We start from the raw sequence: 24,080 nt of genomic DNA on the forward strand, positions 1-24,080 counted from the left end.
GGTCGCTTAGTAGACACCACCCCGGCGACATAGGTGACTTGTCCGTCTTGCCGTGAATGCGGAACGGGGCGGGGCGAAGGGTGTGCGAGTGCGAAGCCGATGCCCGCCGCCTCGTCGCCGTACGAGGGTTTCTGACGGGCTGTCCGACGGGCCGCAGTGTCTGCCGTGGAAGGGTCGGCACGCTCTCCCGCCCGTCGCAAGCCCCTCACCGATCTACGAGGGCCGGTAGTACGAGGACCCTTTGCGCCCGGTACGGAGGCATCCCAAGAATGACCAGCCTCCGGACAGCAGGGTGAGGTCACGCATGGGAAAGCATCGTCATCAGCAGCGGTACCGGCGCACGGTCGTCACGGCGGTCGCCGTCGGGGTCATAGGCATCCCCTCGGTCGCCATGGCCTGTACGGACTGGCCCGGCGACGAACAGCGGCAGGACCACCGCACGGCGGCGGGGGCCGCCGGGGACCGGTGGGACGGCCCGGACTGGTACAGCAGGTGGAGCAGTCAGCAGCACGGTGAGCCGTCGGCCGTACCGTCGGACACGCCGGCCGCGAGCCCGTCGAAGCCCGGCACGGCGAAGGGCGAGGGCGCCAAGCCCTCCCACAAGCCGAAGCCACCCACGGCATCGGCCGCGAAGCCCACGACGGCGGCTCCGAAGCCGACCACGGCCGCGCCGAAACCGAAGCCGACGCCCACGACCGCGGCTCCGAAGCCCACCACGGCCGCGCCCAAGCCGACGCCCACGACGGCGGCTCCGAAGCCGACCACCGCCGCCCCCGGGCCCACGGCCACCGCTCCGGCCCCCTCCACAGCCGTCGCCCAGGTGGTGGAACTCGTCAACGCCGAGCGAGGCAAGGTGGGTTGCTCCCCGGTGAAGGTGAACTCCACCCTCACCAAGGCGGCCCAGGACCACAGCGAGGACATGGCGGCCACCGGCACCATGTCGCACTCCGGCTCCGACGGCTCCTCCCCCGGCGACCGCATCACCCGCGCCGGCTACGCCTGGAGCACCTACGGCGAGAACGTCGCCTACGGCTACTCCACCCCGGAGCAGGTGATGGACGGCTGGATGAACAGCCCCGGCCACAAGGCGAACATCCTGAACTGCGCGTTCAAGGAGATCGGCGTCGGCCTCGCCCAGCCCGGCGGCTACTGGACCCAGGACTTCGGCACCGCCCGCTAGGGCCTGTCTGACCATTCCCGTCCGCCGCGCCGCCGGCCCGCCATCAGCGCGACGTACACGGCGAGCGACGCCGCCAGGCCCACCGCCCAGCCGTAGTCCGCGAGGGGCTTCAGGAAGGGGATCAGCCCGTCCTTCGGGAAGGGCCCCTTTCCGGGGGCCGAGTGGGAGCCGCCCACCGCGAGCACGCCGCCGGTCAGGAAGGCGGCGACGGCGCGCAGGTTCCAGCCGGAGGTGTACCAGTAGCGCCCGCCGGGCGTGTACAGGGCGGGCAGGTCCAGGGCGGTGCGGCGGACGATCCAGTAGTCGGCGATGAGGATCCCGGCGACGGTGCCGAGCAGCCCGCCGACCAGCCCGAGCCAGGTGAAGATGTACAGCTCGGGTGTCTCGGTGAGCTTCCACGGCATGATCAGCACCCCGACGACACCCGTGACCAGGGCGCCGGTACGGAAGGTGATCAGCCGCGGGGCCAGGTTCGCCAGGTCGTACGCCGGTGACACCACGTTCGCCGCGATGTTCACCGAGATGGTGGCGATCAGCACGGTCACCAGGGCGAAGAGCAGTCCGAAGACGTTGTCGGTCTTACCGGCGAGTGCGACGGGGTCCCACACCGGGGCCCCGTACACCGCCTGGCTGCCGGACGTCACGAACACCGACAGCAGCGCGAACAGGGTCATGGTGGTGGGCAGTCCGAGGGTCTGGCCCCACACCTGGGCGCGCTGGCCCGCGCCGAAGCGGGTGAAGTCGGGGATGTTCAGGCTCAGCGTCGACCAGAACGCGATCATGCCCATCAGGGCCGGGAAGAACACCGGCCAGAAGTCGGCGCCCCAGCCGAGCCGCGAGGGCTGGTCGAGCAACGGGCCGAGTCCGCCCGCCTTGTTCGCGATCCAGACCAGCAGCACCAGCGCGCCCACGATGACGAACGGCGCGGCCCAGTTCTCGAAGCGGCGCAGGGTCTCCATCCCCCGGTAGATGATGGCCAGTTCGAGGATCCAGAAGAGTACGAAGCACACCCACAGCGTCCACGGCTGACCGCCGACCTCGGACGCCTTGGCCCAGCCGCCGAACAGCTTGCCGAGCAGGACGAAGATGCCCTGGCCGCCGATCCAGGTCTGGATGCCGAACCAGGCGCACGCCACCCCGGCCCTGATCAGCGCCGGCAGATTGGCGCCGCGCAGTCCGAAGGAGGCGCGGGCCAGCACCGGGAACGGGATGCCGTACTTGGGCCCCGCGTGACCGGTCAGCAGCATCGGCGCGAGCACGATGACGTTGGCGAGCGCGATGGTGAACACCGCCTGCTTCCAGTCCATGCCGAGCGCGACGAGCCCGGAGGCGAGCAGCCACGAGGGGATGTTGTGCGCCATCCCCACCCACAGGGCGGTGAAGTTGTACGTCGTCCAGCGGCGGCGTGCCAGTGGTACGGGCAGCAGGTCGTCGTTGACGAAGCGGCTGTCGGTGAGGACGGTGCCGGGCGGGAGTTCGACGCGTCCCGCCGGGTCGGGTATGGGCGGGTCGGAGGGCGTGGGCGGGACGGTCGCGGTCATGGGCGTGCCCCTTCGGCCGGGGTTACGGTTGGAGTGCCGGGATGATCTCCGCGCCGTACGCGTCGATCGTCGTCTCCTGCGCGTCGTGCATGTCGTACACGGCGAACTGGTCCACGCCCAGCTCCCGCAGTGCCCGCAGCTTCTCGATGTGCGCCTCGGGCGGGCCGAGCAGACAGAACCGGTCGACGATCTCGTCGGGGACGAAGTCCGTGGACGGGTTGCCGGCCCGCCCGTGGTGGCTGTAGTCGTAGCCGTGCCGGTCCTTGATGTACGAGGTCAGCGCCTCGGGGACGAGGTCCGAGTGCTCGCCGTAGCGGGCGACGAGGTCGGCGACATGGTTGCCGACCATTCCGCCGAACCAGCGGCACTGCTCACGGGCGTGCGCCAGGTCGTCGCCGACGTACGCGGGGGCGGCGACGCAGACGGTGACGGAGTCGGGGTCGCGTCCCGCCTCCACGGCCGCGGCGCGTACGGCCTTCACCATCACCCCGGTCAGATACGGGTCGGCGAGCTGGAGGATGAACCCGTCGGCCTTCCGCCCGGCGAGGGCGAGCGCCTTCGGCCCGTACGCGGCCATCCAGACGGGAAGCCGGCTGTCCCGTACCCAGGAGATCCGCATCAGCTGCCCGTCGACCTCGGCCTCACGCCCCTCGGCGAGGTCGCGGATCGCGTCGATGGCCTCGCCGAGCCGGGCCAGGGTGTTGGGCCTGCGTCCGGCGACGCGCATCGCGGAGTCGCCCCGGCCGATGCCGCAGACGGTGCGGTTGCCGTACATGTCGTTGAGGGTGGCGAAGGTGGAGGCGGTGACCTCCCAGGTGCGGGTGCCCGGGTTGGTGACCATCGGGCCGACCTTCAGTTTCGTGGTGCCGGCCAGGATCTGGCTGTAGATCACAAAGGGTTCCTGCCAGAGCACGGCGGAGTCGAAGGTCCAGCCGTGGGTGAAGCCGTTGCGCTCGGCGCGTTGCATGAGGCTGACGACCCGCGAGGCGGGCGGGTCGGTCTGCAGGACGAGTCCGAAGTCCATGCGCGACTCTCCTAGGTGAGGTACTGACAGGTGGACCGCGGGGTGTAGACACCGTGCCCGGCCCGCCCGGTGTACTCCCGGTCGGTGATGACGGGGACACCACGCGAGAGGACGGTCTCGACGCGTCCGGTGACCCGTCTGCCCTCGTACGCCGAGTAGTCGACGTTCATGTGGTGGGTGCCGGCGGACATGACCTGTTCGGCGGCCGGGTCGTAGACGACGACGTCGGCGTCCGCGCCGGGCGCGATGGTGCCCTTCTTCGGGTACAGGCCGAACATCCGGGCCGGGGTGGCGCAGGCGACCTCGATCCAGCGGCGGCGGGAGATGTGCCCGTCGACGACGGCCTGGTGGAGCAGGTCCATGCGGTTCTCGACGCCCGGGAGACCGTTGGGGATCTTGGAGAAGTCGCCCCGGCCGAGGTCCTTCTGGCCCGTGAAGCAGAACGGGCAGTGGTCGGTGGAGACCACTTGGAGGTCGTTGGTGCGCAGCCCCCGCCACAGCGCGGCCTGGTGCTCCTTCGGCCTGAGCGGGGTGCTGCACACGTACTTGGCGCCCTCGAAGTCCGGCTCGGCGAGGTTGTCGGTGGACAGGAACAGGTACTGCGGGCAGGTCTCGCCGAAGACGTTCAGGCCCTCGTCGCGGGCCCGGGTCAGCTCGGCGACCGCCTCCGTCGCGGAGACGTGCACGACGTACAGCGGGGCGCCGGCGACCTGGGCGAGCCGGATGGCACGGTGGGTGGCCTCGGCCTCCAGAAGGGCCTTGCGGACCTCGCCGTGGAAGCGGGGGTCGGTCTCGCCGCGGGCGAGGGCCTGTTCGACGAGCACGTCGATGGCGATGCCGTTCTCGGCGTGCATCATGATCAGCCCGCCGTTCTCGGCGGAACGCTGCATGGCGCGCAGGATCTGGCCGTCGTCGGAGTAGAAGACACCGGGGTAGGCCATGAACTGCTTGAAGGAGGTGACGCCTTCCTCCACCAGCAGGTCCATCTCCTTGAGCGTCTCCTGGTTCACGTCCGAGACGATCATGTGGAAGCCGTAGTCGATGGCGCAGGTGCCCTCGGCCTTGGCGTGCCAGGTGTCCAGTCCCTGGCGCAGGGACTGTCCGACGGTCTGTACGGCGAAGTCGACGACGGTCGTGGTGCCGCCCCAGGCGGCGGCCCGGGTGCCGGTCTCGAAGGTGTCGGAGGCGAAGGTGCCGCCGAACGGCAGCTCCATGTGGGTGTGGGCGTCGACCCCGCCCGGGATGACGTACTTGCCGGTGGCGTCGATGGTCCGGTCGGCGGTGAAGGCGTCGGCGGCCGGGGTGGCGGAGGCGGCGAGGGCGGCGATACGGCCGTCCTCGATCAGGACGTCGGCGTGGATCTCGTCGGAGGCGGTGATGACCAGGCCACCACGGATGACGGTACGGCTGCTCATGGTGCTCCCTCTCTACGAGCTTGATGAGCGCGGCGAGCCGGGTGCTGCGGCACGCTCCGCGGGGCGGGCCGGAGCGGCTGCTAGGACGGGCCGCGCAAGGCGCGTTCGAGGATCGCGGCGCCTTCCTCGGCCTCCGCGACGCTGAGGGACAGCGGCGGGGCGACGCGCAGGGCGCTGGTGTCGTGGCCGCCGCCCTTGCCGATGAGCAGGCCGCCCTCGCGGGCCGCTTCGAGGACGGCGGACGCGGCCGCCGGGTCGGCCTCGTCGGTGCCCGGCCTGGCGAGTTCGATACCGATCATCAGTCCGCGCCCGCGCACCTCGCGTACGGCGGGGACCTGGGCGGCGGCGGCCCGCAGCCGCTCGATGAGCAGGCCGCCGACCCGGCGGGCGTTGCCCTGGAGGTCGTGTTCCAGCAGGTAGTTGAGGTTGGCGAGGCCCGCAGCCATGGTGATCTGGGTGCCGCCGAACGTCGAAATGCTGTTGGCGTCCAGGCAGTTCATGACCTCGGCGCGGGCGACGACCCCGCCGATGGACATGCCGTTGCCGATGCCCTTGGCGAAGGTGAGCATGTCGGGCGGCCCGCTGCGGCTGTGCGCCTGCCAGCCCCAGAAGTGCTCGCCGGTGCGGCCCCAGCCGGTCTGCACCTCGTCGGCGATCCACAGGACGCCGTGTTCCCGCAGCACCTCGCGGAAGGCCGCGTACAGTCCGTCCGGCGGCGAGGTGAAGCCGCCGACGCCCTGGATCGGTTCGGCGATCAGCGCGGCGGGCGGGCGGGTGTGGCCGAGGAGGTCCTTCAGGTCGTCGACGCAGGCCGCGACGAAGTCGTAGTCGTCGAGCGCGGCGAACGGGCCCCGGGTGCGCACACCGCCGTGGACGTAGAGCGTCTGGAGCGGGGAGAGCGAGGTCGGGGACCAGCCGCGGTTGCCGGTGATGCCGACGGAGCTGAAGGAGCGGCCGTGGTAGCTGTTGCGCATCGCCAGGACCGTGTTGCTGCGCCGGTAGCTGGTGGCGAGCATCAGCGCGGTGTCGTTGGCCTCGGTGCCGGAGGTGGTGAAGAACACCCGGGCGTCCGGGATGCCGCTCAACTTCGCGATGCGCTCGGCGAGTTCCACCATCGGCCGGTTGAGGTAGAGGGTGGAGGAGTGGACGATCCGCCCGGCCTGTTCGCTCACCGCCTTGGTGACCTCGGGCAGGGCGTGGGCGGTCATCGTGGTGAGGATCCCGCCGAAGAAGTCCAGGTAGCGGTTGCCGTCGGAGTCCCAGACATGGCGGCCCTCGCCGTGGGTGATCTCCAGCGGCTTGTCGTAGTAGAGGGCGAGCCAGTCGGGGAGCACGGAGCGGTGGCGGCCCAGCAGGTCGTCGGTCACGGCCGCACCAGTCCCTCGTAGGCGTCGGGGCGGCGGTCGCGGTAGAACGCCCACTGCTGCCGCACCTCTTCGATGAGGCCGAAGTCCAGGTCGCGGACCACGAGTTCCTCCTTGCTGTCGCTGGCGACGTCGCCGACGAACTGACCGCGCGGGTCGACGAAGTACGAGGTGCCGTAGAAGTCGTTGTCGCCGTACTCCTCCTGGCCCACCCGGTTGATCGCCGCGATGAAGTACTCGTTGGCGACGGCCGCCGCCGGCTGTTCCAGCCGCCACAGGTGGGACGAGAGGCCGCGGTGGGTGGCGGACGGGTTGTACACCAACTGGGCGCCATTGATGCCGAGTTGGCGCCAGCCCTCGGGGAAGTGGCGGTCGTAGCAGATGTAGACGCCGACCTTGCCAACGGCGGTCTCGAAGACCGGCCAGCCGAGGTTGCCGGGCCGGAAGTAGAACTTCTCCCAGAAGCCCTCGACCTGGGGGATGTGATGCTTGCGGTACTTGCCGAGGACGGTGCCGTCGGCGTCGATCACGGCGGCGGTGTTGTAGTAGAAGCCGGACTGCTCGACCTCGAACACCGGTACGACGATCACCATGCCGGTCTCGCGGGCCAGCTCCCGCATCCGGCGGACGGTCGGCCCGTCGGGCACGGGCTCGGCCCAGCGGTAGTGCTCGGGGTCCTGGACCTGGCAGAAGTAGGGGGCGTTGAACACCTCCTGGAACCCGATGACCTTGGCGCCCCGGCGGGCCGCCTCCCGGGCGTGCTCCTCGTGTTTCGCCAGCATGGACTCGGTGTCACCGGTCCAGGTGGCCTGAACCAGAGCGGCGCGTACGACGTTGGCCATGAGCTGCTCCTTCGACACGACGTCAGAGCCTCTACGCCCGTAGAAACGGCCGTAGAGGGACGAACGTAAGCCTCCGGGGCGGACTTGCCAAGACCATCGCCGTGAACCCGCTGAAGCGAACGGCTTTCAGCACTCCGGTGGGTGAGCCCGCCGGACTCAGGCCGCGGCCCGCTCCGCCGGGGCCGCCTCCGCGCAGCGTCCCACGAGGTCGTCCATGGACAGGCCGAGCGCGCCGGCCAGCGCGGCGACCGTGAAGAAGGCGGGGGTCGGGGCCCGCCCCGTCTCGATCTTGCGGAGGGTCTCGGCGGAGATGCCGGCGTCCGCCGCGATCTCGGTCATGCTGCGGCCGCCGCGCGCCTCGCGCAGCAGTCTGCCGAGCCGCTCGCCGCGTTCGCGCTCTTCGGGGGTCAGGGGGGTGCGCACCATGGCACCCATTCTAATACCGGTATAGTAATTGGCATGGTGGAGCTGAAGACCGACACATCGATCGATGCCATGTACGAGGCGGGGCAGGTCGTCGCGAGCGCGCTGACGGCCGTGCGGGACGCCGCCGACGTGGGCGTTTCCCTGCTGGAGCTGGACGAGGTGGCGCGGGGCGTGCTGCGGGGGGCGGGCGCGACCTCGCCCTTCCTGAACTACCGGCCCTCGTTCGCGTCGACGCCGTTTCCGGCGGTGATCTGCGCCTCCGTGAACGACGCGATCGTGCACGGCATCCCGGACGGCTACCGGCTGCGCGACGGGGACCTGGTCTCCATCGACTGCGGTGCCCAACTGGGCGGCTGGGCCGGGGACTCGGCGATCAGTTTCATCGTGGGTACGCCGCATCCGGCCGACGTACGGCTGATCGAGACGGCCGAGCGGGCGCTCGCGGCGGGCATCGAGGCGGCCGTCGTCGGCAACCGCATCGGCGACATCGCGCACGCGATCGGCACGGTGTGCCGCAGCGGGGGCTACGGCATCATGGAGGACTTCGGCGGCCACGGCATCGGCCGCCGCATGCACGAGGACCCGGGCGTCCCGAACGAGGGCCGCCCCGGCCGGGGCATGCCGCTGCGCCACGGCATGTGCCTGGCGATCGAGCCCATGCTCATCTCGGGCGGCACGGACACCTACCACACGGCCCCGGACGGCTGGACCCTCCGCACCAACGACGCGACCCGGGCGGCCCACGTGGAACACACGGTGGCGATCACGGACTCAGGCCCCCGAATCCTCACGGCCCGCCCCTGACCAACACGCCGGGTCCCGACCCTCCCCAAGCAATCGCCCCGCCAGGGGCGTCGCCCCCACCCCACGCTTCCGCCGCCGCGGGCAGTCGTGCCGCTGGGGCGGCACGGGTGGGCGCGACGGCACCCCGCGAGCGCCGGGCCGCGCGAACACCCCCCGCCCAACGCTTCCGCCGCCGCGGGCAGTCGTGCCGCTGGGGCGGCACGGGTGGGCGCGACGGCACCCGGCAGGCGCCGGGCCGCGCGAACACCCCCCGCCCCACACCGACGCGCGGCGCCCCGCAAGCGCCGGACGCGCCCCTGCCGGAGCGAACCCGGCCCCCGGTGCCGAAGGGCCCCGGGGGCCCAGCCGCACAAGAAGGCGCGCCCCCCCAACCTGGACATGCCCGCCCAAAAAGTTCGTGTCATCGTGGGCATGAGCCCGCCCCCACCGGTTACCCGCCCCCGGCACGCCGACCCAGCGAAGGAACGGATGACGATGACGAGCGACTTCGTCGGCCCGGAGGGCGACCCCTTCGCAGAATTCCTCGCCCGATTCTTCGGCGGCCAACGCCCCCGCCAGATCGACATTGGCCGACTCCTCAGCCAGCCCGCCCGGGAACTGGTCCGCGGCGCCGCCCAGTACGCCGCCGAACACGGCAGCCGCGACCTCGACACCCAGCACCTCCTGCGCGCCGCCCTCTCCGCCGAACCCACCCGGAGCCTGCTCACCCGCTCCGGCGCGGACCCCGACTCCCTGGCGTCCCAGATCGACGACCGCTCCGGCCCCGTACAGCACGGCCCCGGCGAGGCCCCTCCCCCGACCTCGCTCTCCCTCACCCCGGCCGTCAAGCGCGCCCTGCTGGACGCGCACGAGATGGCCAGGGCGTCCGGCGCGGGCTACATCGGCCCCGAGCACGTGCTCACCGCCCTCGCCGCCAACCCCGACTCGGCCGCGGGACACATCCTCAACGCGGCCCGCTTCGCCCCCACCGGCCCCCCGGAGGCCCCCGAGTCGGCCCAGCAGACCCGCACCGAACGCCCCCGCCCCGCGACCAACACCCCCACCCTCGACAAGTACGGCCGCGACCTCACCGCGCTCGCCCGCGAGGGCCGTATCGACCCGGTGATCGGACGCGACGACGAGATCGAGCAGACCGTCGAGGTGCTCTCCCGGCGCGGCAAGAACAACCCCGTGCTGATCGGCGACGCCGGCGTCGGCAAGACCGCCGTCGTGGAGGGGCTCGCCCAGCGGATCGCGGAGGGCGACGTACCCGACATACTGCTCGGACGGCGCGTGATCGCCCTCGACCTGACGGCCGTGGTCGCCGGCACCCGCTACCGGGGCGACTTCGAGGAGCGGATGACCAACATCGTCGAGGAGATCCGCACCCATTCCGACCAGCTGATCATCTTCATCGACGAGCTGCACACCGTCGTCGGCGCCGGAGGCGGAGGCGAGGGCGGCTCGATGGACGCCGGCAACATCCTCAAGCCGGCCCTGGCCCGCGGCGAACTGCACATCGTGGGCGCGACCACCCTCGAGGAGTACCGCCGGATCGAGAAGGACGCCGCGCTGGCCCGCCGCTTCCAGCCGATCATGGTGCCGGAGCCGACACCCGCCGACGCGGTCGAGATCCTGCGCGGCCTGCGGGACCGCTACGAGGCGCACCACCAGGTCCGCTACACCGACGAGGCCCTGCTCGCGGCCGTGGAGCTGTCCGACCGCTATCTCAGCGACCGCCGCCTGCCGGACAAGGCCATCGACCTGATCGACCAGGCCGGCGCCCGGGTACGGCTGCGGGCCAGGACCAAGGGCACGGACGTACGGGCCCTGGAGCGCGAGGTCGAGCAGCTGACCTGCGACAAGGACCAGGCGGTCGCCGACGAGCAGTACGAGCAGGCCACCCAGCTGCGGGACCGCATCGTGGAGCTGAGGCAGCGGATCGCCCAGACCGGTGGCGAGGACGAGGTCGACGAGGGCCAGAGCCTGTGGGTGGACTCCGAGTCGATCGCCGAGGTGGTGGCCCGGCAGACGGGCATCCCCGTCAGCCGCCTCACCGAGGAGGAGAAGGACCGGCTGCTGGGCCTGGAGCAGCATCTGCACCAGCGTGTCGTCGGCCAGGACGAGGCCGTACGGGTCGTATCGGACGCCGTACTGCGCTCCCGCGCGGGGCTCGCCAGCCCCGACCGGCCGATCGGCAGCTTCCTGTTCCTCGGCCCGACGGGCGTCGGCAAGACGGAGCTGGCGCGGGCGCTCGCCGAGGTGCTGTTCGGCAGCGAGGACCGGATGGTGCGCCTCGACATGAGCGAGTACCAGGAGCGGCACACGGTCAGCCGGCTCGTCGGCGCCCCGCCCGGCTATGTGGGGCACGAGGAGGCCGGGCAGCTGACCGAGGTGGTGCGCCGGCATCCGTACTCGCTGCTGCTCCTCGACGAGGTGGAGAAGGCGCACCCGGACGTCTTCAACATCCTGCTCCAGGTCCTCGACGACGGCCGGCTGACCGACTCGCAAGGCCGGACGGTGGACTTCACCAACGCCGTGATCGTGATGACCAGCAACCTCGGCTCCGAGGCGATCACGCGGCGCGGCGCGACCCTGGGGTTCGCGTCCGGCGGCGCGGACGCGGACGAGGAGGCACGCCGGGAGCAGATCCTGCGGCCGCTGCGGGAGCACTTCCGGCCCGAGTTCCTGAACCGGATCGACGAGATCGTGGTGTTCCGCCAGCTGACCGCCGAGGAGCTGCGGCGGATCACCGACCTGCTGCTGGAGAGCACCCGGCGCGGCCTGAAGGGCCGGGGCATCGCGGTCGACTTCACCGACGCGGCCGTGGACTGGCTCGCCGAGCGCGGCCACCAGCCCGAGTACGGCGCCCGGCCGCTGCGCCGCACCATCCAGCGGGAGGTGGACAACCAGCTGTCCCGGCTGCTGCTGGACGGCCGCATCCAGGAGGGCGACCGGGTGACGGTGGACACGGAGAACGGGCGCCTGGCGTTCCTCACCCGGGAGACACCGGCGCCCGCGTCCGATTAGGGCCGGACGACCATCGCGGAGCCGCCGCCCCGGCGGACCTTCTCCGCCGCCGCGAGCCATCTTCCGTCCGGCAGCCGCTGGACGGCCGTGGCCGCGCCGATCTCCGGGTTCTCCCGGAACGAGTGCCCGATGGCCTCGAGGCGCTGCCGCAACTCGCTGTCGTACAGCCCGGGTTCGAGGTCGGTCTGCGCGGTGTTGCGCTGGCTGGCGCGCGGTGCGGCGATCGCGTCGACCAGGGGCAGTCCGCGGTCGAGGAACCCGGTGAGGGTCTGCAGGACGGTGGTGATGATGGTGGAGCCGCCGGGCGAGCCGAGCGCCACCACGGGCCGGTCGTGCCGGTCGAGCACGATCGTCGGTGCGATCGACGACCGGGGCCGCTTGCCGGGGCCGGGCAGGTTCGGGTCGTGCACGGCCGGGTTCGCGGGGGCGAAGGAGAAGTCGGTCAGCTCGTTGTTGAGCAGGAATCCGCGGCCGGGCACGGTGATGCCGCTGCCGCCGGTCTGCTCGATGGTGAGCGTGTAGGCGACGACGTTGCCCCACCGGTCGGCGGTGGTGAGATGGGTGGTGTTCTCCCCCTCGTACGTCGTCGGGGCGGCCTTGCCGTCCGTGGCGCAGGGGCGGGGGTGGCGCGGGTCACCGGGGGCGAGGGGGCTGGTCAGGACGGCGTCGTCCTGGATGAGGCACGCGCGCGAGTCGGCGAACCGCTGTGAGAGCAGTTCCCCCGTCGGTACGTCCTCGAAGGCGGGGTCGCCGACCCAGCGCCCCCGGTCCGCGAACGCGATCCGGCTGGCCTCGATGGAGCGGTGCAGGTACTGGACGTCGCTCGCCTTCGAGAGGCCGGTGCGCTCCAGGATGTTGAGGGCCTCGCCGACCGTGGTGCCGCCGGAGGAGGAGGGTGCGATGGAGTAGACGTCCAGGCCGCGGTACGAAGTCCTGGTGGGTGGTTGCGTCTTGGCGCGGTATGCGGCGAGATCACGCGCGGACAGTTCGCCGGGCCGGGCGGTCCAGCCGGAATCCGGGTCCACGGGTGGCCTGTTGACGGTCCGTACGATCTCCCGGCCGATGTCGCCCCGGTACACGGCGTCGACGCCCTCGCGGCGCAGCTCCTTGTAGGTGCGGGCCAGATCGGGGTTCTTGAAGGTGGAGCCCACGGCGGGGAGTTCGCCGCCCGGGAGGAACAGCTCGGCGGTGTCGGGGAAGTAGCGGAAGCGGGTCTCGTTGGCGGCGGTCTGCGCGCGGAAGGTCTCGTCGACGGTGAAGCCGTCGCGGGCGAGGCGTTCGGCGGGCTCGAGGACCGTCGCCAGGTCGCGCCTGCCCCAACTGTCGAGCGCGCGCTGCCAGGTGGCGGGGGTACCGGGGGTGCCGACGCCGAGTCCGCTGCTGACGGCCTCGGCGAACGGGAGCGGTGCGCCGTTCTCGAGGAAGAGTCCGGAGTCGGCGGTCAGCGGGGCCGTCTCGCGGCCGTCGATGGTGTGCACGGTGCGGGACCGGGCGTCGTAGTGGACGAAGTAGCCGCCTCCACCGACACCGGCCGAATACGGCTCGGTGACGCCGAGCGCGGCGGCCGTGGCGACGGCGGCGTCGACGGCGTTGCCGCCCTTTCGCAGCACCTCGATGCCAGCGGCGGACGCGTCGGCGTCGACGCTGGAGACCGCGCCGCCGTGGCCGACCGCCACGGGCACCTTCGGGGTGTACCGGGAGCGTTCGTCGTGCTGGGCGGGCGGGGCCGCGGCTCCCACCGACAGGACGGCGGCACCGACCGCCAGGACCGCGAGATTCCGTGCTACTGGGCGACGCATCCGCACCTCCGGTAAACGGCTGTCCGCGCAGCCTAGTTCGTCGCCCCGCCCGCGTCAGGGAGGCCGGAGGGTGTGCCGTACGGCCGTTCCGGGCGCCCTTCGCGGGCTGCCTCTCGAACACGGGTTTGCGGGGGACCGCTAGCATGCGCGCCCATGAGTGACGACGTGCGCAACATCGTTCTGGGCGTGGTGGCCGCCGGCATCAGTGCCGCGCTGGGCTGGATCGCCCGTACCTACCTGTGGAAGCGCAAGCTCCGCCGCAAGCAGACGTTCTTCGGGATGCCCGAGAACTCCGAGTCCCTGCTCGTCGTCAACCGCGATCCGGCGACGGCGGAACCGGCCGTGCACCGTTTCGACGTGTTCGCGCTGCTCGAGCTCTCCGCGCTGATCAAGGACTGCGGGGCGCACGCCCAGGTGGTCACCCAGGACGCGGCCCACCAGGGATTCGGCGAACGGACCGAGTTCTGTGTGGGCGGGCCGGGGTCGAACCGGCGGATGGTGGCCCATATGGCGGCCATGCTGCCGGGGGTGCGGGTCAACGTCGATCCGGAACCGGGCCCGGACCGGGGCGCCTTCCAGATAGGTCCCGAGCGCTACCGCATGGATCCGGGTGTCACCGAGTACGTCCTGCTGGCCCGGCTGACCGCCGGTGAACGGCGCGAGACCCGGCCGGTGTTCCTGTTCTGCGGCCAGCGGGCGATCACCAACCAGGCCGCGACCCGCTATCTCGCCCGCAACCACGAGCGGCTCGCCCGCAAGCACGGCTCGAACTCCTTCGTACTGCTGCTGAAGGTGATCAACTCGCAGGCCTACGGCCCCGATGTGGTCGAGCTGGTCGGGGATGTGACGAGGGCGGCGCAGACGCCGCTGCCGGCTCCGGCGGCGCGGGGCAGTCACCGGGCGGACTGACCCCGTTCAGCACCACCCGCCCGGCGCGCAGCTGACCTTCTCCTCACCGGCGGACGGCCCGTGGTCCGGGTCGCACCGCCGCGCGAGCAGTGATCTGCGGCTGCCGCCGGACGGGACTGGCCGATGTGATCCGCCGCCCCGTGGACTCGGAGCGGTGGGCCCCTCCCGGTGGCGGTGTCCCCGCTCCTGGAACGAGGTCCCCTCCCCCGCCGGGAAGAAGGGACCATCCTAGTCGAGGTCGGGGCGGGCACGTCTACGGGCGTCACCCCGGTCAGTGCTTGAGGATCTTGGACAGGAAGTCCTTGGCCCGGTCGCTGCTGGGGTTGCCGAAGAACTCGTCGGGTGCGCGGTCCTCGACGATCCGGCCGTCGGCCATGAAGACCACCCGGTGGGCGGCGGAGCGGGCGAAGCCCATCTCGTGCGTGACCACGATCATGGTCATGCCCTCCTCGGCCAGTTGCCGCATGACCTCCAGGACCTCGTTGATCATCTCCGGGTCCAGTGCGGAGGTCGGCTCGTCGAAGAGCATCGCCTTGGGCTCCATCGCCAGCGCCCGCGCGATCGCCACCCGCTGCTGCTGGCCGCCCGAGAGCTGCGCCGGGTACTTGTCGGCCTGGTCGGCGACGCCGACGCGGTCGAGGAGTTCCCGGGAGCGCCGGTCGGCGTCCTCCTTCTTGCGTCCGCGGACCTTGACCTGGCCCAGCGAGACGTTCTGCAGCACGGTCCGGTGCGCGAAGAGGTTGAACGACTGGAAGACCATGCCGACATCGGCGCGCAGCCGCGCCAGCGCCTTGCCCTCGTCCGGGAGCGGCTGTCCGTCGAGCAGGATCGTGCCGGACTGGACGGTCTCCAGGCGGTTGATCGCCCGGCACAGCGTCGACTTCCCCGACCCCGACGGGCCGATGACCACGACCACCTCGCCCCGGCCCACGGTGAGCCCGATGTCCTGGAGGACATGGAGGTCCCCGAAGTACTTGTTGACGTCACGCAGTTCGATCAGCGGTTCGCCGGCCATACCCACCCCTACTCGTTCTCGGCCGTGTGGTGGTCGCCGCAAGGTATCCAGGCAAGATCACCGCATTGGCGCGACACGCACTCTTCGGTCATTAGCCGTATTAACACCGAGCCGTGGGCCAGGACTTCACGCCGGCCGGGGCTTCACGCCTCCGCGACCTCCGCGTACAGCTGCGACAGTTCGGGCACTCCGTTGGCCGCCCATTCGTGTCCGGCGTCCACGACGTCGAACTCCCGGCCGGAGGTGAGCCGTACGACCGGCTGGCCGTCGGCCCGGATCTCCCACGCCGCCCCCGCGACGGTACGCACGATGACGGTGCCGAGGTACAGTCCCGCGTCGTTGCCCAGCCAGTTCGAGGTCTCCTCGTCGTCCCGCCAGCGTGGCACCAGCTGGTCCAGCGCCTCCAACGAGGCCTGGGAGTCGTCGAGTCGGACACCCTCCCGGTATGCCTGGGAGCGCAGGAGTTCGCACTCGGCGAGGAGTTCCGCGATGCCCTCGGGGTCGGGAACCCCCGCTTTCCGGCGCCGGTTGCCCAGGAAGGGGATGTTCATCCCACCAGCCTGTCATTCGTACCGCCATGTGCACCACAGGCGCGCAGGGTCGGCGGGCGGCTACACCTCGAGGTCGACGACGACCGGCGCGTGGTCGGAGGCGCCCTTGCCCTTGCGCTCCTCGCGGTCCACGTAGGAGTCCTTGACGGCCTTCGCGAAGGGCTCGTTGCCGTACACCAGGTCGATGCGCATGCCCCGGTTCTTGGGGAAGCAGAGCTGGCGGTAGTCCCAGTACGTGTACGGGTGGTCGTACTTGAGGGGGCGCGGGACGACGTCGGAGAGGCCGGACTCGCGCAGCGAGGCGAGGGCGGCGCGCTCGGCGGGCGTGACATGCGTGGCGCCCTCGAAGGCGGCCCGGTCGTAGACGTCGTCGTCGGCCGGCGCGATGTTGTAGTCCCCGAGGACCGCGAACGGGCGGCCGCCCGCGGCGTCACCGGCGACGGCGGCCTTCAGGGCCTCCAGCCACTGGAGCTTGTACGCGTAGTGCGGGTGGTCCACCTCGCGGCCGTTCGGCACGTACACCGACCAGACGCGCACGGATCCGCAGGTCGCGGCGACGGCGCGGGGCTCCACGGAGCCGTCGTAGCCGGGATCGCCCGGCAGGCCCTTGACGACGTCCGCGAGGCCGACGCGGGAGAGCACCGCCACGCCGTTCCACCGGCCGGTGGCGTGCACGGCCGACTCATAGCCCAGCTCGCGCAGCTGTTCGACCGGGAACTGCTCCTCGGCGACCTTGGCCTCCTGGAGGCACAGTACGTCCGTGCCGCTGCTCTCCAGCCAGGCCAGGAGCCTCGGCAGGCGGGCGGTGATCGAGTTCACGTTCCAGGTCGCGATGCGCATGTTCCCCAACCTACCCGGCACCTCTGACAACGCCCGCCCGCCGGCTCACAGCTCGGCGGAGCCGCCCGGTGCGAGCCGCAGGTGCTCGGCGCCGCCGAGGGTGCCGATCTGGCGGTCGTAGACCGGGCGGGCGAGGTCGGTGAGGAGGGCGTCGTGGATGTCGTAGGCGCGCCGCGGCTTCAGCTCGCGGACGTAGTCGATGACCTCGGAGATCTTGTTCCAGGGGGCCATGACGGGCAGCATCAGCGTCTCGACCGGCCGGTCGGGGACGGTGAGCGCGTCGCCGGGGTGGAAGAGCTTGCCGTCGTCGACGAGGTAGCCGACGTTGGTGACGCGCGGGATGTCCGGGTGGATCACCGCGTGGAGTTCGCCGTGGACCTGGACGTCGAAGCCGGCGGCGGTGAAGGTGTCGCCGTGGCCGACGGTGTGCACCCGGCCCGGGAAGGCCGCGGAGAGCTGTTCCGCGACCGACCTCAGGGTCCAGATCTCGGCGGCCGGGTTGGCCTCCAGGGCGGCCCGCAGCCGGTTCTCGTCGAAGTGGTCGGGGTGCTCGTGCGTGATCAGGACGGCGTCCGCGCCGAGGGCCGCGTCCTGTTCGCTGAACATCCCGGGGTCGAGGACGAGGACGCGGCCGTCCTTCTCGAGACGGACGCAGGCGTGCGACTTCTTCGTGAGCTTCATGCTTCCATCCTGCCTCGCACGCCTGTGCGCCCGCGCGGGACGCGGCCCGCTCCTCGTGCCCGGCCTACTCCTGGGGCGTGGTCTCCTCGCGGACGACCCGCTGGGCCACCCGGAACGCGGCGTTCGCCGCCGGGATGCCGCAGTAGACGGCGGCCTGGAGCAGCACCTCCTTGATCTCGTCCGGGGTGAGACCGTTGCGCAGCGCGGCCCGGGTGTGGAGGGCGAGGTCGTCCAGATGACCGCCGGCGACGAGGGCGGTGAGGGTGACACAGCTGCGGGTGCGCCGGTCGAGTCCGGGCCGGTCCCAGACCTCGCCCCAGGCGTAGCGGGTGACGAGCTCCTGGAAGTCGCCCGAGAAGTCGTCGGCCTCGGCCAGGATCCGGTCGACGTGCGCGTCCCCCAGCACCTCACGGCGGACCTTGAGCCCGGTGTCGTACGGGTCGGACGCGGTGTGTGTCCCCTGCGCCGGGACGGCCGGGGCGATCTCGGCGACGGGCGCGGGCTGCGGCGGGGCGGCGAGCACCGGCTGCACCATCGCGGCGGGCAGCGCGGTCTGGCCGGTGGCGGTGTCGTAGGCGGGCTGCCAGGCCGTCGAGAAGTGCCGTACCAGCAGGTCGGTGACGGCGGCCGGCTGCTCCACCGGCACCAGGTGGGAGGCTCCGGGTACGACGGCGAGCCGCGCGTCCGGGATCCCGGCGACCAGCGTACGGGCCTCGGCGGGGCCGGTGACCTGGTCCTCGGAGCCGACCAGCACCAGCGTCGGCACCCCGACGCTGCCGAGCCCGGCCCGCGCGTCGAACGAGGCCAGTGCCTCACAGGCGGCGATGTAGCAGCCGGGGTCGGTGGTACGCACCATCTGCACGGCCCACTCGGTGATCGCGGGCTGCGCGGCGGCGAAGCCGCCGGTGAACCAGCGCTCGGGCGCGGAGCGGGCGATGGGGTCGAGTCCGTTGGTCCGTACGACCACCCCGCGCCGGCGGAACTCGTCCGCCGTACCGAAGCGGGGCGAGGCGGCGAGCAGCGCCAATGACGCGAGGCGCTCGGGGTGACGCAGCGCCAGCTCGATCCCGACGGCACCCCCGAGCGCACACCCGGCATACCCGAACCGCTGTACGCCGAGCCCCTCGAGCGTGGCGAGCAGCCGCCCGGTCAGCTCGCCGACCGAGCCGGCGGGATGCGCGGGGGCGCCTCCGTGCCCCGGCAGATCGAACCGGAACACACGCCACTGTCTGGTCAGCTCGGGGACCTGCCGGTCCCACATGTGCCATGTGGTACCCAGTGAGGGACCCAGGATCAGCACCGGAGCGTCTTCCGGCCCGTCAAAGCGGTATTGCAGGGTGTTGGGTGGTGTCTCGCTCACGCCCCAGACCCTCTCACGTCTCACGGACGCTTCTATAACGCGGGGCGCGGGAAACCGGTCCGACCAGGTTGAAGACCTCGCGGGCGGCATATCGCTCGAGGCATCGGACGATCTCGCGTCGGGCCTTGCCCTCCTGGGCGCGGCGTTCGTAGTACGCCCGGGTGCGCGGGTCGTGGCGTAGCCGTTTCCAGCAGTCTGTGACTGGCCGTCACCGGACCACAAGAAGTGGCTGTTGATCATGTGAGTTTCGGCTTGATCGCTCGTTGGTTCCGTGGTGGCGAAGCGTGAGTCGCGGCCGTGGATCGTGTCGGATGAACTGTGGTCGCTGATCGAGCCGTTGCTGCCCGAGCCAGGTCCGAAGCCGGTGGAGGGCAGACCTCGGGGGCCGGACCGGCAGGCGCTGTGCGGGATCCTGTTCGTGCTGCGCACCGGCATCCAGTGGGAGTACCTGCCCCAGGAGCCGGGCTTCGGCTCGGGCATGACGTGCTGGCGGCACCTTGCCGCGTGGAACGAGGCCGGGGTGTGGGAGCAACTGCATCTGGTGCTGCTGCAGAAGCTGCGGGCCGCGAAGTAGCCGGACTGGTCGCGGGCGGTGATCGACTCCTCCCACGCAGGGCGGCCCGGCGGGGCCCAGATGTGGGCCCCGCCCGGTCGACCGCGCACGGCCGGGCAGCAAGCACCACGTCCTCACCGACGCCCAGGGCATTCCACTCGCGGTGTCGCTGACCGGCGAAGCCTTCCTCGGCCTCGCCTCCTGCCTCATCACCCACCGCCACGTCCAACGCCTTTGTCAGGACCTCTTGGCGCCGGTTCTCGTTCCGTTGGAATTCCTATTCCGCGGCGGGGGCCCGTTCGCCCCTCCCGCCCGGACCATGCCCGTCTGGTACGCGATGACGACGAGCTGTGCCCGGTCGCGGGCGTTGAGCTTCGTCATCGCGCGGTGGATGTGCGTCCGTGCCGTCAGCGGGCTGACCACCAGCAGCTCGGCGATCTCCGCGTTGGACCTGCCCTCGGCCGCCAGCGCCATCACTTGCCGTTCCCGTCCGGTGAGGTAGGCGAGCCGTTCCGGGGGCACCAGGTGGGTGCCGGGGGCCGGGGAGGTGAGGAAGCGGGTGATCAGGGTGCGGGTGGCGCCGGGGGAGAGCAGCGCCTCCCCGGAGGCCACCGTGCGGATGCCGGCCAGCAGGGCGTCCGCGGTGACGTCCTTGCCGAGGAAGCCGCTGGCCCCGGCTCTCAGCGCCTGGGCGACGTAGTCCTCGGTCTCGAAGGTGGTAAGGATCAGCACGCGGGTGGTCGCCAGCTCCGGATCGGCGCAGATCGCCGCGGTGCCGGACAGGCCGTCCGTCCCGGGCATGCGGATGTCCATGAGCAACACGTCCGGGTGGTGGGTACGGGCCAGCTCCAGCGCCTCCGCCCCGTCGGACGCCTCCCCGACGACCTCCATGTCCGGACAGGAGTTGATCAGGATGCGGAACGTGGCCCGCAGCAGGGCCTGGTCGTCCGCGAGCAGCACCTTCACGGTCATGGAGACTCTCCTTCGACGGCGGCGGCCGGTTGCAGCGGCAGCGCGGTGGTGACCTCGAAGCCACCCTCGGGGCGGGGGCCCGCGCACAGGTCGCCACCGATGGACTGGGCGCGCTCCCGCATGCCCCGCAGCCCGAAGCCGCCGGACGTCCCGTTGACGGCGGTGGCGGTGGCCGGACCGTCGTTGCTGACGGTGATGAGCAGCCGGGAGTCGGCGTAGGTGAAGCTGACGTGGGCGGCGCGTTCGAGGGCGTGCTTGGCGACGTTGGTGAGGGCTTCCTGCACGATCCGGTACGCGGTCAGGTCCACGCCCGGCGTCAGCGGGCGGCGCACGCCCTCCTGGTGGACGACGACTTCCAGGCCCGCCGTGCGGTAGGAGTCGATCAGCTCGGGAAGGCGGGCGAGCCCCGGCGCCGGTTCCAGGCCCTCGCCCTTGGGCCGGTCGTCCTGGCGCAGCAGGCCCAGGGTGGCCTTGAGCTCGCGCAGCGCCGAGGAGGTGGTGCCGGTGAGGTCGTCGAGGATCTTCCGGCTCTGCTCGGGGTCGCTGCGCGAGAGGTGGGCGGCGGTGCCGGCCTGGGCGTTGGCGAGGGCCAGGTGGTGGGCTACGACGTCGTGCAGCTCGCGGGCGATGCGCATGCGCTCCTCGGTGACCCGCAGCCGGGCCTCCTCCTCCCGGGTGCGTTCGGCGTGCTCGGCGCGGGCCTTGACCGCTTCCAGGTAGTCGCCGCGCAGCCGGGCCAGGCTGCCGCCGACGAGCGGCAGGGCCATCCAGAACACCGGGCCGACCACGGTCAGGACCGGGGAGAGGTCGCGCATGCCGTCGGAGAACAGGTTCACGGTCAGCAGGGCCACCGTGACGGCGAGCGCGTACAGGTGCACGGTCCGGCGGTCGCACAGGACGGCCAGCCAGTACATCGCGGCGAGCAGCGGGGCCAGCAGCATCGGGGTGAGCAGGTAGCCGCGCGCGATCGCGGCGATGGTGACCCCGGCGACCACGACCACGACCGTGCGGGTGTGGGTGCGGCACTTCAGCAGGACGAAGCAGGACAGGCCGAGCATGATCTCCAGCGACTTCCCCGTGTCCGGGCTGTTGACGCCGGGGAGGCTGAGCTGGGTGCCGAAGGAGGCGCAGCCGATGAGGGCCAGCACCACCATCACGTCCAGGAAGCGCGGGAAGCGCGACGCGTACTGCTCCACGCGCTCGGTGTAGCGCTCCAGGCTGCTGCTCATGGTCGGCTCTCTCGATGAGGGGACTGGCATCCATGGTGGACGATGCGAAGCCGCCCGGGTCGCTGGGACGACCTCGGGCGGCTCCTGCGCACCCGGTCAGGCGCGGGCGAGGTCCTTCTCGGCCGGTTCCGCCTCGGGCTCGGTCGGGCGGGTCAGCGCCTCGCCCTCCACATCGACCCGGGGCAGGATCCGGTCCAGCCACTTCGGCAGCCACCAGGCCCGCTCGCCGAGCAGGGCGAGGACGGCCGGGACGATCGCCATCCGGACCACGAAGGCGTCGAGCAGGACGGCCGAGGCGAGACCGAAGCCGATCATCTTGATCATGGCGTCGCTCTCCCCGATGAACCCGGAGAACACCGCGATCATGATCAGCGCGGCGGCCACGACGACCCGGGCGCTGTGCTGGAACCCGGAGGTCACGGCCTGGGCGGGCCGCTCGCCGTGGACGTACGCCTCGCGCATCCGCGAGACCAGGAAGACCTCGTAGTCCATGGCGAGGCCGAAGACGATGCCCACCAGGAAGATCGGCATCAGGCTCATGATGGGGCCGGTGGTCTCCACGCCCAGCAGGTCGGCGCCGTGGCCCTGCTGGAAGACCACGACCACCGCGCCGAGCGAGGCGAGCACCGAGAGCAGGAAGCCGGCGGCCGCCTTCAACGGGACCAGGATCGAGCGGAAGACCACCAGCAGCAGGATCACGGCGAGCCCGACCACCACGAGCAGGTACGGCACCAGCGCGGACTGCACCTTCTCGGAGATGTCGATGTTCATCGCGGTGGTGCCGGTGACCTCGAAGGTCGCCCCGGCCTCGGACTCGATGCCGGGCCGGTCGCCGCGGACGGTGTTGACCAGATCCTTGGTCTCCTGGTCGGTCGGCGCGGTGGTGGGGACGACGGAGAAGACGGCCGTGTCACCGGATTCGTTGAACTGGGCCGGGGACACCGACACCACGCCCTCGGTGCCGCCGATTCGCTCGGAGACGGTCTCGGCCGCGGCCTTCGGATCGTCGGCGTCCTTGGCGTCCACGACCACGGTCAGTGGTCCGTTGAAGCCGGGCCCGAAGCCCTCGGCGAGCGCATCGTAGGCCCGCCGCTGGGTGGTCTCCGTGGACTTGGCCTCGTCGCCGGGCATACCGAGCTGGAGGTCGGTCATCGGCAGCGCCAGGGCGCCGAGGCCGGCGACGGCGGCGAGCAGCACGGGCAGCGGGCGGCGCAGTACGAAACTCGCCCAGCGGGTGCCGCCGTTGACCTTGCGCGTCTCCCGCGGCGTACCGCCCGCTCGGCGGGCCTTGCGGTCCTTGCGGGTCAGTACGGCGTTGGGCCAGAAGCCGAGCACGGCCGGGACCAGGGTCAGCGCGATGAGGACGCCGACGACGACCGCGCCCGCCGCGCCCAGGCCCATCTCGGTGAGCATCGGGATGCCGACGACGGAGAGACCGGCGAGCGCGATGACGACGGTGAGCCCGGCGAAGACCACGGCGGAGCCCGCGGTGCCGGTGGCGAGGGCGACGGCCTCCTGGGGCGTCCGCCCCTTGGTGCGCTCCTCGCGGTAGCGGGAGACGATGAACAGGGCGTAGTCGATGCCGACGGCCAGGCCCAGCATGATCGCCAGGGTGCTGGTGGTGTCGGTCAAACCCAGCGGACCGGCCAGGGCCGTGATGGCGAACAGGCTGATGCCGACGCCGATGAGCGCGGTGAGCAGCGGGAGTCCGGCGGCGGCCAGTGAGCCGAAGGTGATCAGCAGGACGACGGCGGCGACGGAGATGCCGATCGCCTCGGCGGCGCCGCTGGGTCCGCCCGTGTCCTCCATGGCGTCGCCGCCCGCCTCGACGGTGAGCCCGGAGTCACGGGCGTGCTCGAGCGACTCGTCCAGGTGGCTGCGGCTGGCGTCGGTGAGTCCGGAGGCGTCGACCTCGTAGGTCACGGTCGTGTACGCGGTGGAGCCGTCCTCGCTGACCGCGCCGGACTCGTACGGGTCGACGGTGCTCGCGACCTGCGTGCCGTCCCCGAGTTCGGCTATCGCGGCCTCGACGGCCTTCTTGTTCTCGGTGGCGGTGACCTTCTCGCCGTTCGGCGAGACGAAGACGACGCGGGCGGTCGCGCCGTCGGCGGCGGCGCCGGGGAACCGCTCCTCCATCAGGTCGAAGGCTTCCTGCGATTCGATCCCCGGCATGGAGAAGGGTTCCTCCTCCGCCTCCGGCGCGGTCATGCCGGCGAGTCCTACGGCGGCCAGCACGGCGGCCCAGACAAGGGCGACGGTCCAGCGTCGCCTGAAGGCCAAGCGGCCCATTCGATACAGAAAAGCAGCCACGGGGAGGTCTCCACATCCGGGTTTCGAAGGTGCCTCCAGACTGCTGAAGAGGGGGGTGTCCTGTCGTCGTCCGGCTGCCGACACTGCGCGGTACTGAATCCGCAGTACTACGCCCTCCGCGGGTCCCACCCGGGGACGAGAGCGGGTCGGCCTCAGGTCGCGGGGTTGAGTTCCTCAACCCTGAGATCGGCACCGGCGGTCATCCCGCCGCAGCGTCCGGACGGCAAGGGTCGCGCGTCTCCGTCCGCCGGTGCCG

At 71.5% G+C, this 24,080-nt stretch carries 19 protein-coding genes and 1 pseudogene; 5 read left to right on the forward strand and 15 right to left on the reverse strand.

Annotated elements, in window-relative coordinates; genetic code table 11:
• The first annotated feature begins 304 nt into the window (after positions 1 to 304).
• A complete protein-coding gene (locus IF28_RS0100265) occupies positions 305 to 1,180 on the forward strand; it encodes a CAP domain-containing protein (protein WP_030211938.1) in 876 nt (291 codons plus the stop codon).
• Here IF28_RS0100265 and IF28_RS0100270 read toward each other — a convergent pair.
• The 6 genes from IF28_RS0100270 to IF28_RS0100295 form a co-directional block, all read right to left on the reverse strand.
• On the reverse strand, positions 1,177 to 2,721 hold the full coding sequence (locus IF28_RS0100270; RefSeq protein WP_030211946.1) for an NCS1 family nucleobase:cation symporter-1: 1,545 nt from the start codon (positions 2,719 to 2,721) through the stop codon (positions 1,177 to 1,179). The two genes, IF28_RS0100265 and IF28_RS0100270, sit on opposite strands and share 4 nt — an antisense overlap.
• A gap of 22 nt (positions 2,722 to 2,743) precedes the next feature.
• The gene (locus IF28_RS0100275) at positions 2,744 to 3,745 is read right to left on the reverse strand and encodes a TIGR03842 family LLM class F420-dependent oxidoreductase (protein ID WP_030211947.1); all 1,002 of its coding nucleotides are present in this window, start codon (positions 3,743 to 3,745) and stop codon (positions 2,744 to 2,746) included.
• An 11-nt stretch (positions 3,746 to 3,756) separates the two neighbouring features.
• Positions 3,757 to 5,160, reverse strand: coding sequence for a dihydropyrimidinase (hydA, locus tag IF28_RS0100280; protein ID WP_030211950.1), 1,404 nt, complete (start codon positions 5,158 to 5,160; stop codon positions 3,757 to 3,759).
• Between the two features lie 80 nt (positions 5,161 to 5,240).
• Positions 5,241 to 6,527 carry an aspartate aminotransferase family protein gene (locus tag IF28_RS0100285; RefSeq protein ID WP_030211953.1) on the reverse strand — a complete coding sequence of 429 codons (1,287 nt, stop codon included), beginning with the start codon at positions 6,525 to 6,527 and terminating at the stop codon, positions 5,241 to 5,243.
• A complete protein-coding gene (locus tag IF28_RS0100290) occupies positions 6,524 to 7,366 on the reverse strand; it encodes a nitrilase-related carbon-nitrogen hydrolase (protein WP_030211956.1) in 843 nt (280 codons plus the stop codon). The genes IF28_RS0100285 and IF28_RS0100290 overlap by 4 nt, the downstream gene beginning before the upstream one ends.
• A gap of 156 nt (positions 7,367 to 7,522) precedes the next feature.
• The gene (locus IF28_RS0100295) at positions 7,523 to 7,792 is read right to left on the reverse strand and encodes a helix-turn-helix domain-containing protein (protein ID WP_030211962.1); all 270 of its coding nucleotides are present in this window, start codon (positions 7,790 to 7,792) and stop codon (positions 7,523 to 7,525) included.
• A gap of 33 nt (positions 7,793 to 7,825) precedes the next feature.
• Here IF28_RS0100295 and map point away from each other — a divergent pair, with 33 nt between their 5' ends.
• Positions 7,826 to 8,596: a type I methionyl aminopeptidase gene (map, locus tag IF28_RS0100300; protein WP_030211964.1), complete on the forward strand. Its 771-nt coding sequence runs from the start codon at positions 7,826 to 7,828 to the stop codon at positions 8,594 to 8,596.
• Between the two features lie 474 nt (positions 8,597 to 9,070).
• Complete coding sequence (locus IF28_RS0100305) at positions 9,071 to 11,605, forward strand: ATP-dependent Clp protease ATP-binding subunit (protein WP_030211965.1); 2,535 nt, start codon at positions 9,071 to 9,073, stop codon at positions 11,603 to 11,605.
• On the opposite strand, the gene ggt is transcribed toward IF28_RS0100305, so the two are convergent.
• Positions 11,602 to 13,404 (reverse strand): gamma-glutamyltransferase, encoded by a 1,803-nt coding sequence (gene ggt, locus IF28_RS0100310; protein WP_030211967.1) that lies wholly within the window; start codon positions 13,402 to 13,404, stop codon positions 11,602 to 11,604. The genes IF28_RS0100305 and ggt overlap by 4 nt on opposite strands.
• 153 nt (positions 13,405 to 13,557) lie before the next feature.
• Between ggt and IF28_RS0100315 the strand changes: the two genes are divergently transcribed.
• Entirely contained in the window at positions 13,558 to 14,313 is a 756-nt protein-coding gene (locus tag IF28_RS0100315) for a hypothetical protein (protein ID WP_030211970.1), read from the forward strand.
• 271 nt (positions 14,314 to 14,584) lie between these two features.
• Here IF28_RS0100315 and IF28_RS0100320 read toward each other — a convergent pair whose 3' ends face one another.
• The 5 genes from IF28_RS0100320 to pcaC form a co-directional block, all read right to left on the reverse strand.
• Positions 14,585 to 15,328 carry an amino acid ABC transporter ATP-binding protein gene (locus IF28_RS0100320; RefSeq protein WP_030211973.1) on the reverse strand — a complete coding sequence of 248 codons (744 nt, stop codon included), beginning with the start codon at positions 15,326 to 15,328 and terminating at the stop codon, positions 14,585 to 14,587.
• Between the two features lie 143 nt (positions 15,329 to 15,471).
• Complete coding sequence (locus IF28_RS0100325; protein ID WP_030211978.1) at positions 15,472 to 15,879, reverse strand: DUF6278 family protein; 408 nt, start codon at positions 15,877 to 15,879, stop codon at positions 15,472 to 15,474.
• A gap of 60 nt (positions 15,880 to 15,939) precedes the next feature.
• The gene (locus tag IF28_RS0100330; RefSeq protein WP_030211981.1) at positions 15,940 to 16,719 is read right to left on the reverse strand and encodes an exodeoxyribonuclease III; all 780 of its coding nucleotides are present in this window, start codon (positions 16,717 to 16,719) and stop codon (positions 15,940 to 15,942) included.
• Between the two features lie 45 nt (positions 16,720 to 16,764).
• Complete coding sequence (locus tag IF28_RS0100335) at positions 16,765 to 17,400, reverse strand: MBL fold metallo-hydrolase (RefSeq protein WP_030211984.1); 636 nt, start codon at positions 17,398 to 17,400, stop codon at positions 16,765 to 16,767.
• Positions 17,401 to 17,464: 64 nt separating this feature from the next.
• The gene (gene pcaC, locus IF28_RS0100340) at positions 17,465 to 18,760 is read right to left on the reverse strand and encodes a 4-carboxymuconolactone decarboxylase (RefSeq protein ID WP_030211987.1); all 1,296 of its coding nucleotides are present in this window, start codon (positions 18,758 to 18,760) and stop codon (positions 17,465 to 17,467) included.
• A gap of 274 nt (positions 18,761 to 19,034) precedes the next feature.
• Between pcaC and IF28_RS38440 the strand changes: the two are divergent.
• Positions 19,035 to 19,491: pseudogene (locus IF28_RS38440) on the forward strand (IS5 family transposase); the annotation flags it as partial.
• A gap of 59 nt (positions 19,492 to 19,550) precedes the next feature.
• Here IF28_RS38440 and IF28_RS0100350 read toward each other — a convergent pair.
• From IF28_RS0100350 to IF28_RS0100360, 3 genes are all read right to left on the reverse strand, one after another.
• Positions 19,551 to 20,285, reverse strand: a complete 735-nt coding sequence (locus IF28_RS0100350; RefSeq protein ID WP_030211989.1) for a response regulator transcription factor — start codon at positions 20,283 to 20,285, stop codon at positions 19,551 to 19,553.
• Positions 20,282 to 21,514, reverse strand: a complete 1,233-nt coding sequence (locus IF28_RS0100355; RefSeq protein WP_030211992.1) for a sensor histidine kinase — start codon at positions 21,512 to 21,514, stop codon at positions 20,282 to 20,284. Before IF28_RS0100355 ends, IF28_RS0100350 begins: the two co-directional genes overlap by 4 nt.
• A gap of 96 nt (positions 21,515 to 21,610) precedes the next feature.
• Entirely contained in the window at positions 21,611 to 23,824 is a 2,214-nt protein-coding gene (locus IF28_RS0100360) for an MMPL family transporter (protein WP_030211994.1), read from the reverse strand.
• Between the last annotated feature and the right edge of the window lie 256 nt (positions 23,825 to 24,080).

Origin of the sequence: Streptomyces sp. NRRL WC-3626 (genome assembly GCF_000718785.1) — a bacterium.
Lineage (GTDB): Bacteria > Actinomycetota > Actinomycetes > Streptomycetales > Streptomycetaceae > Streptomyces > Streptomyces edwardsiae.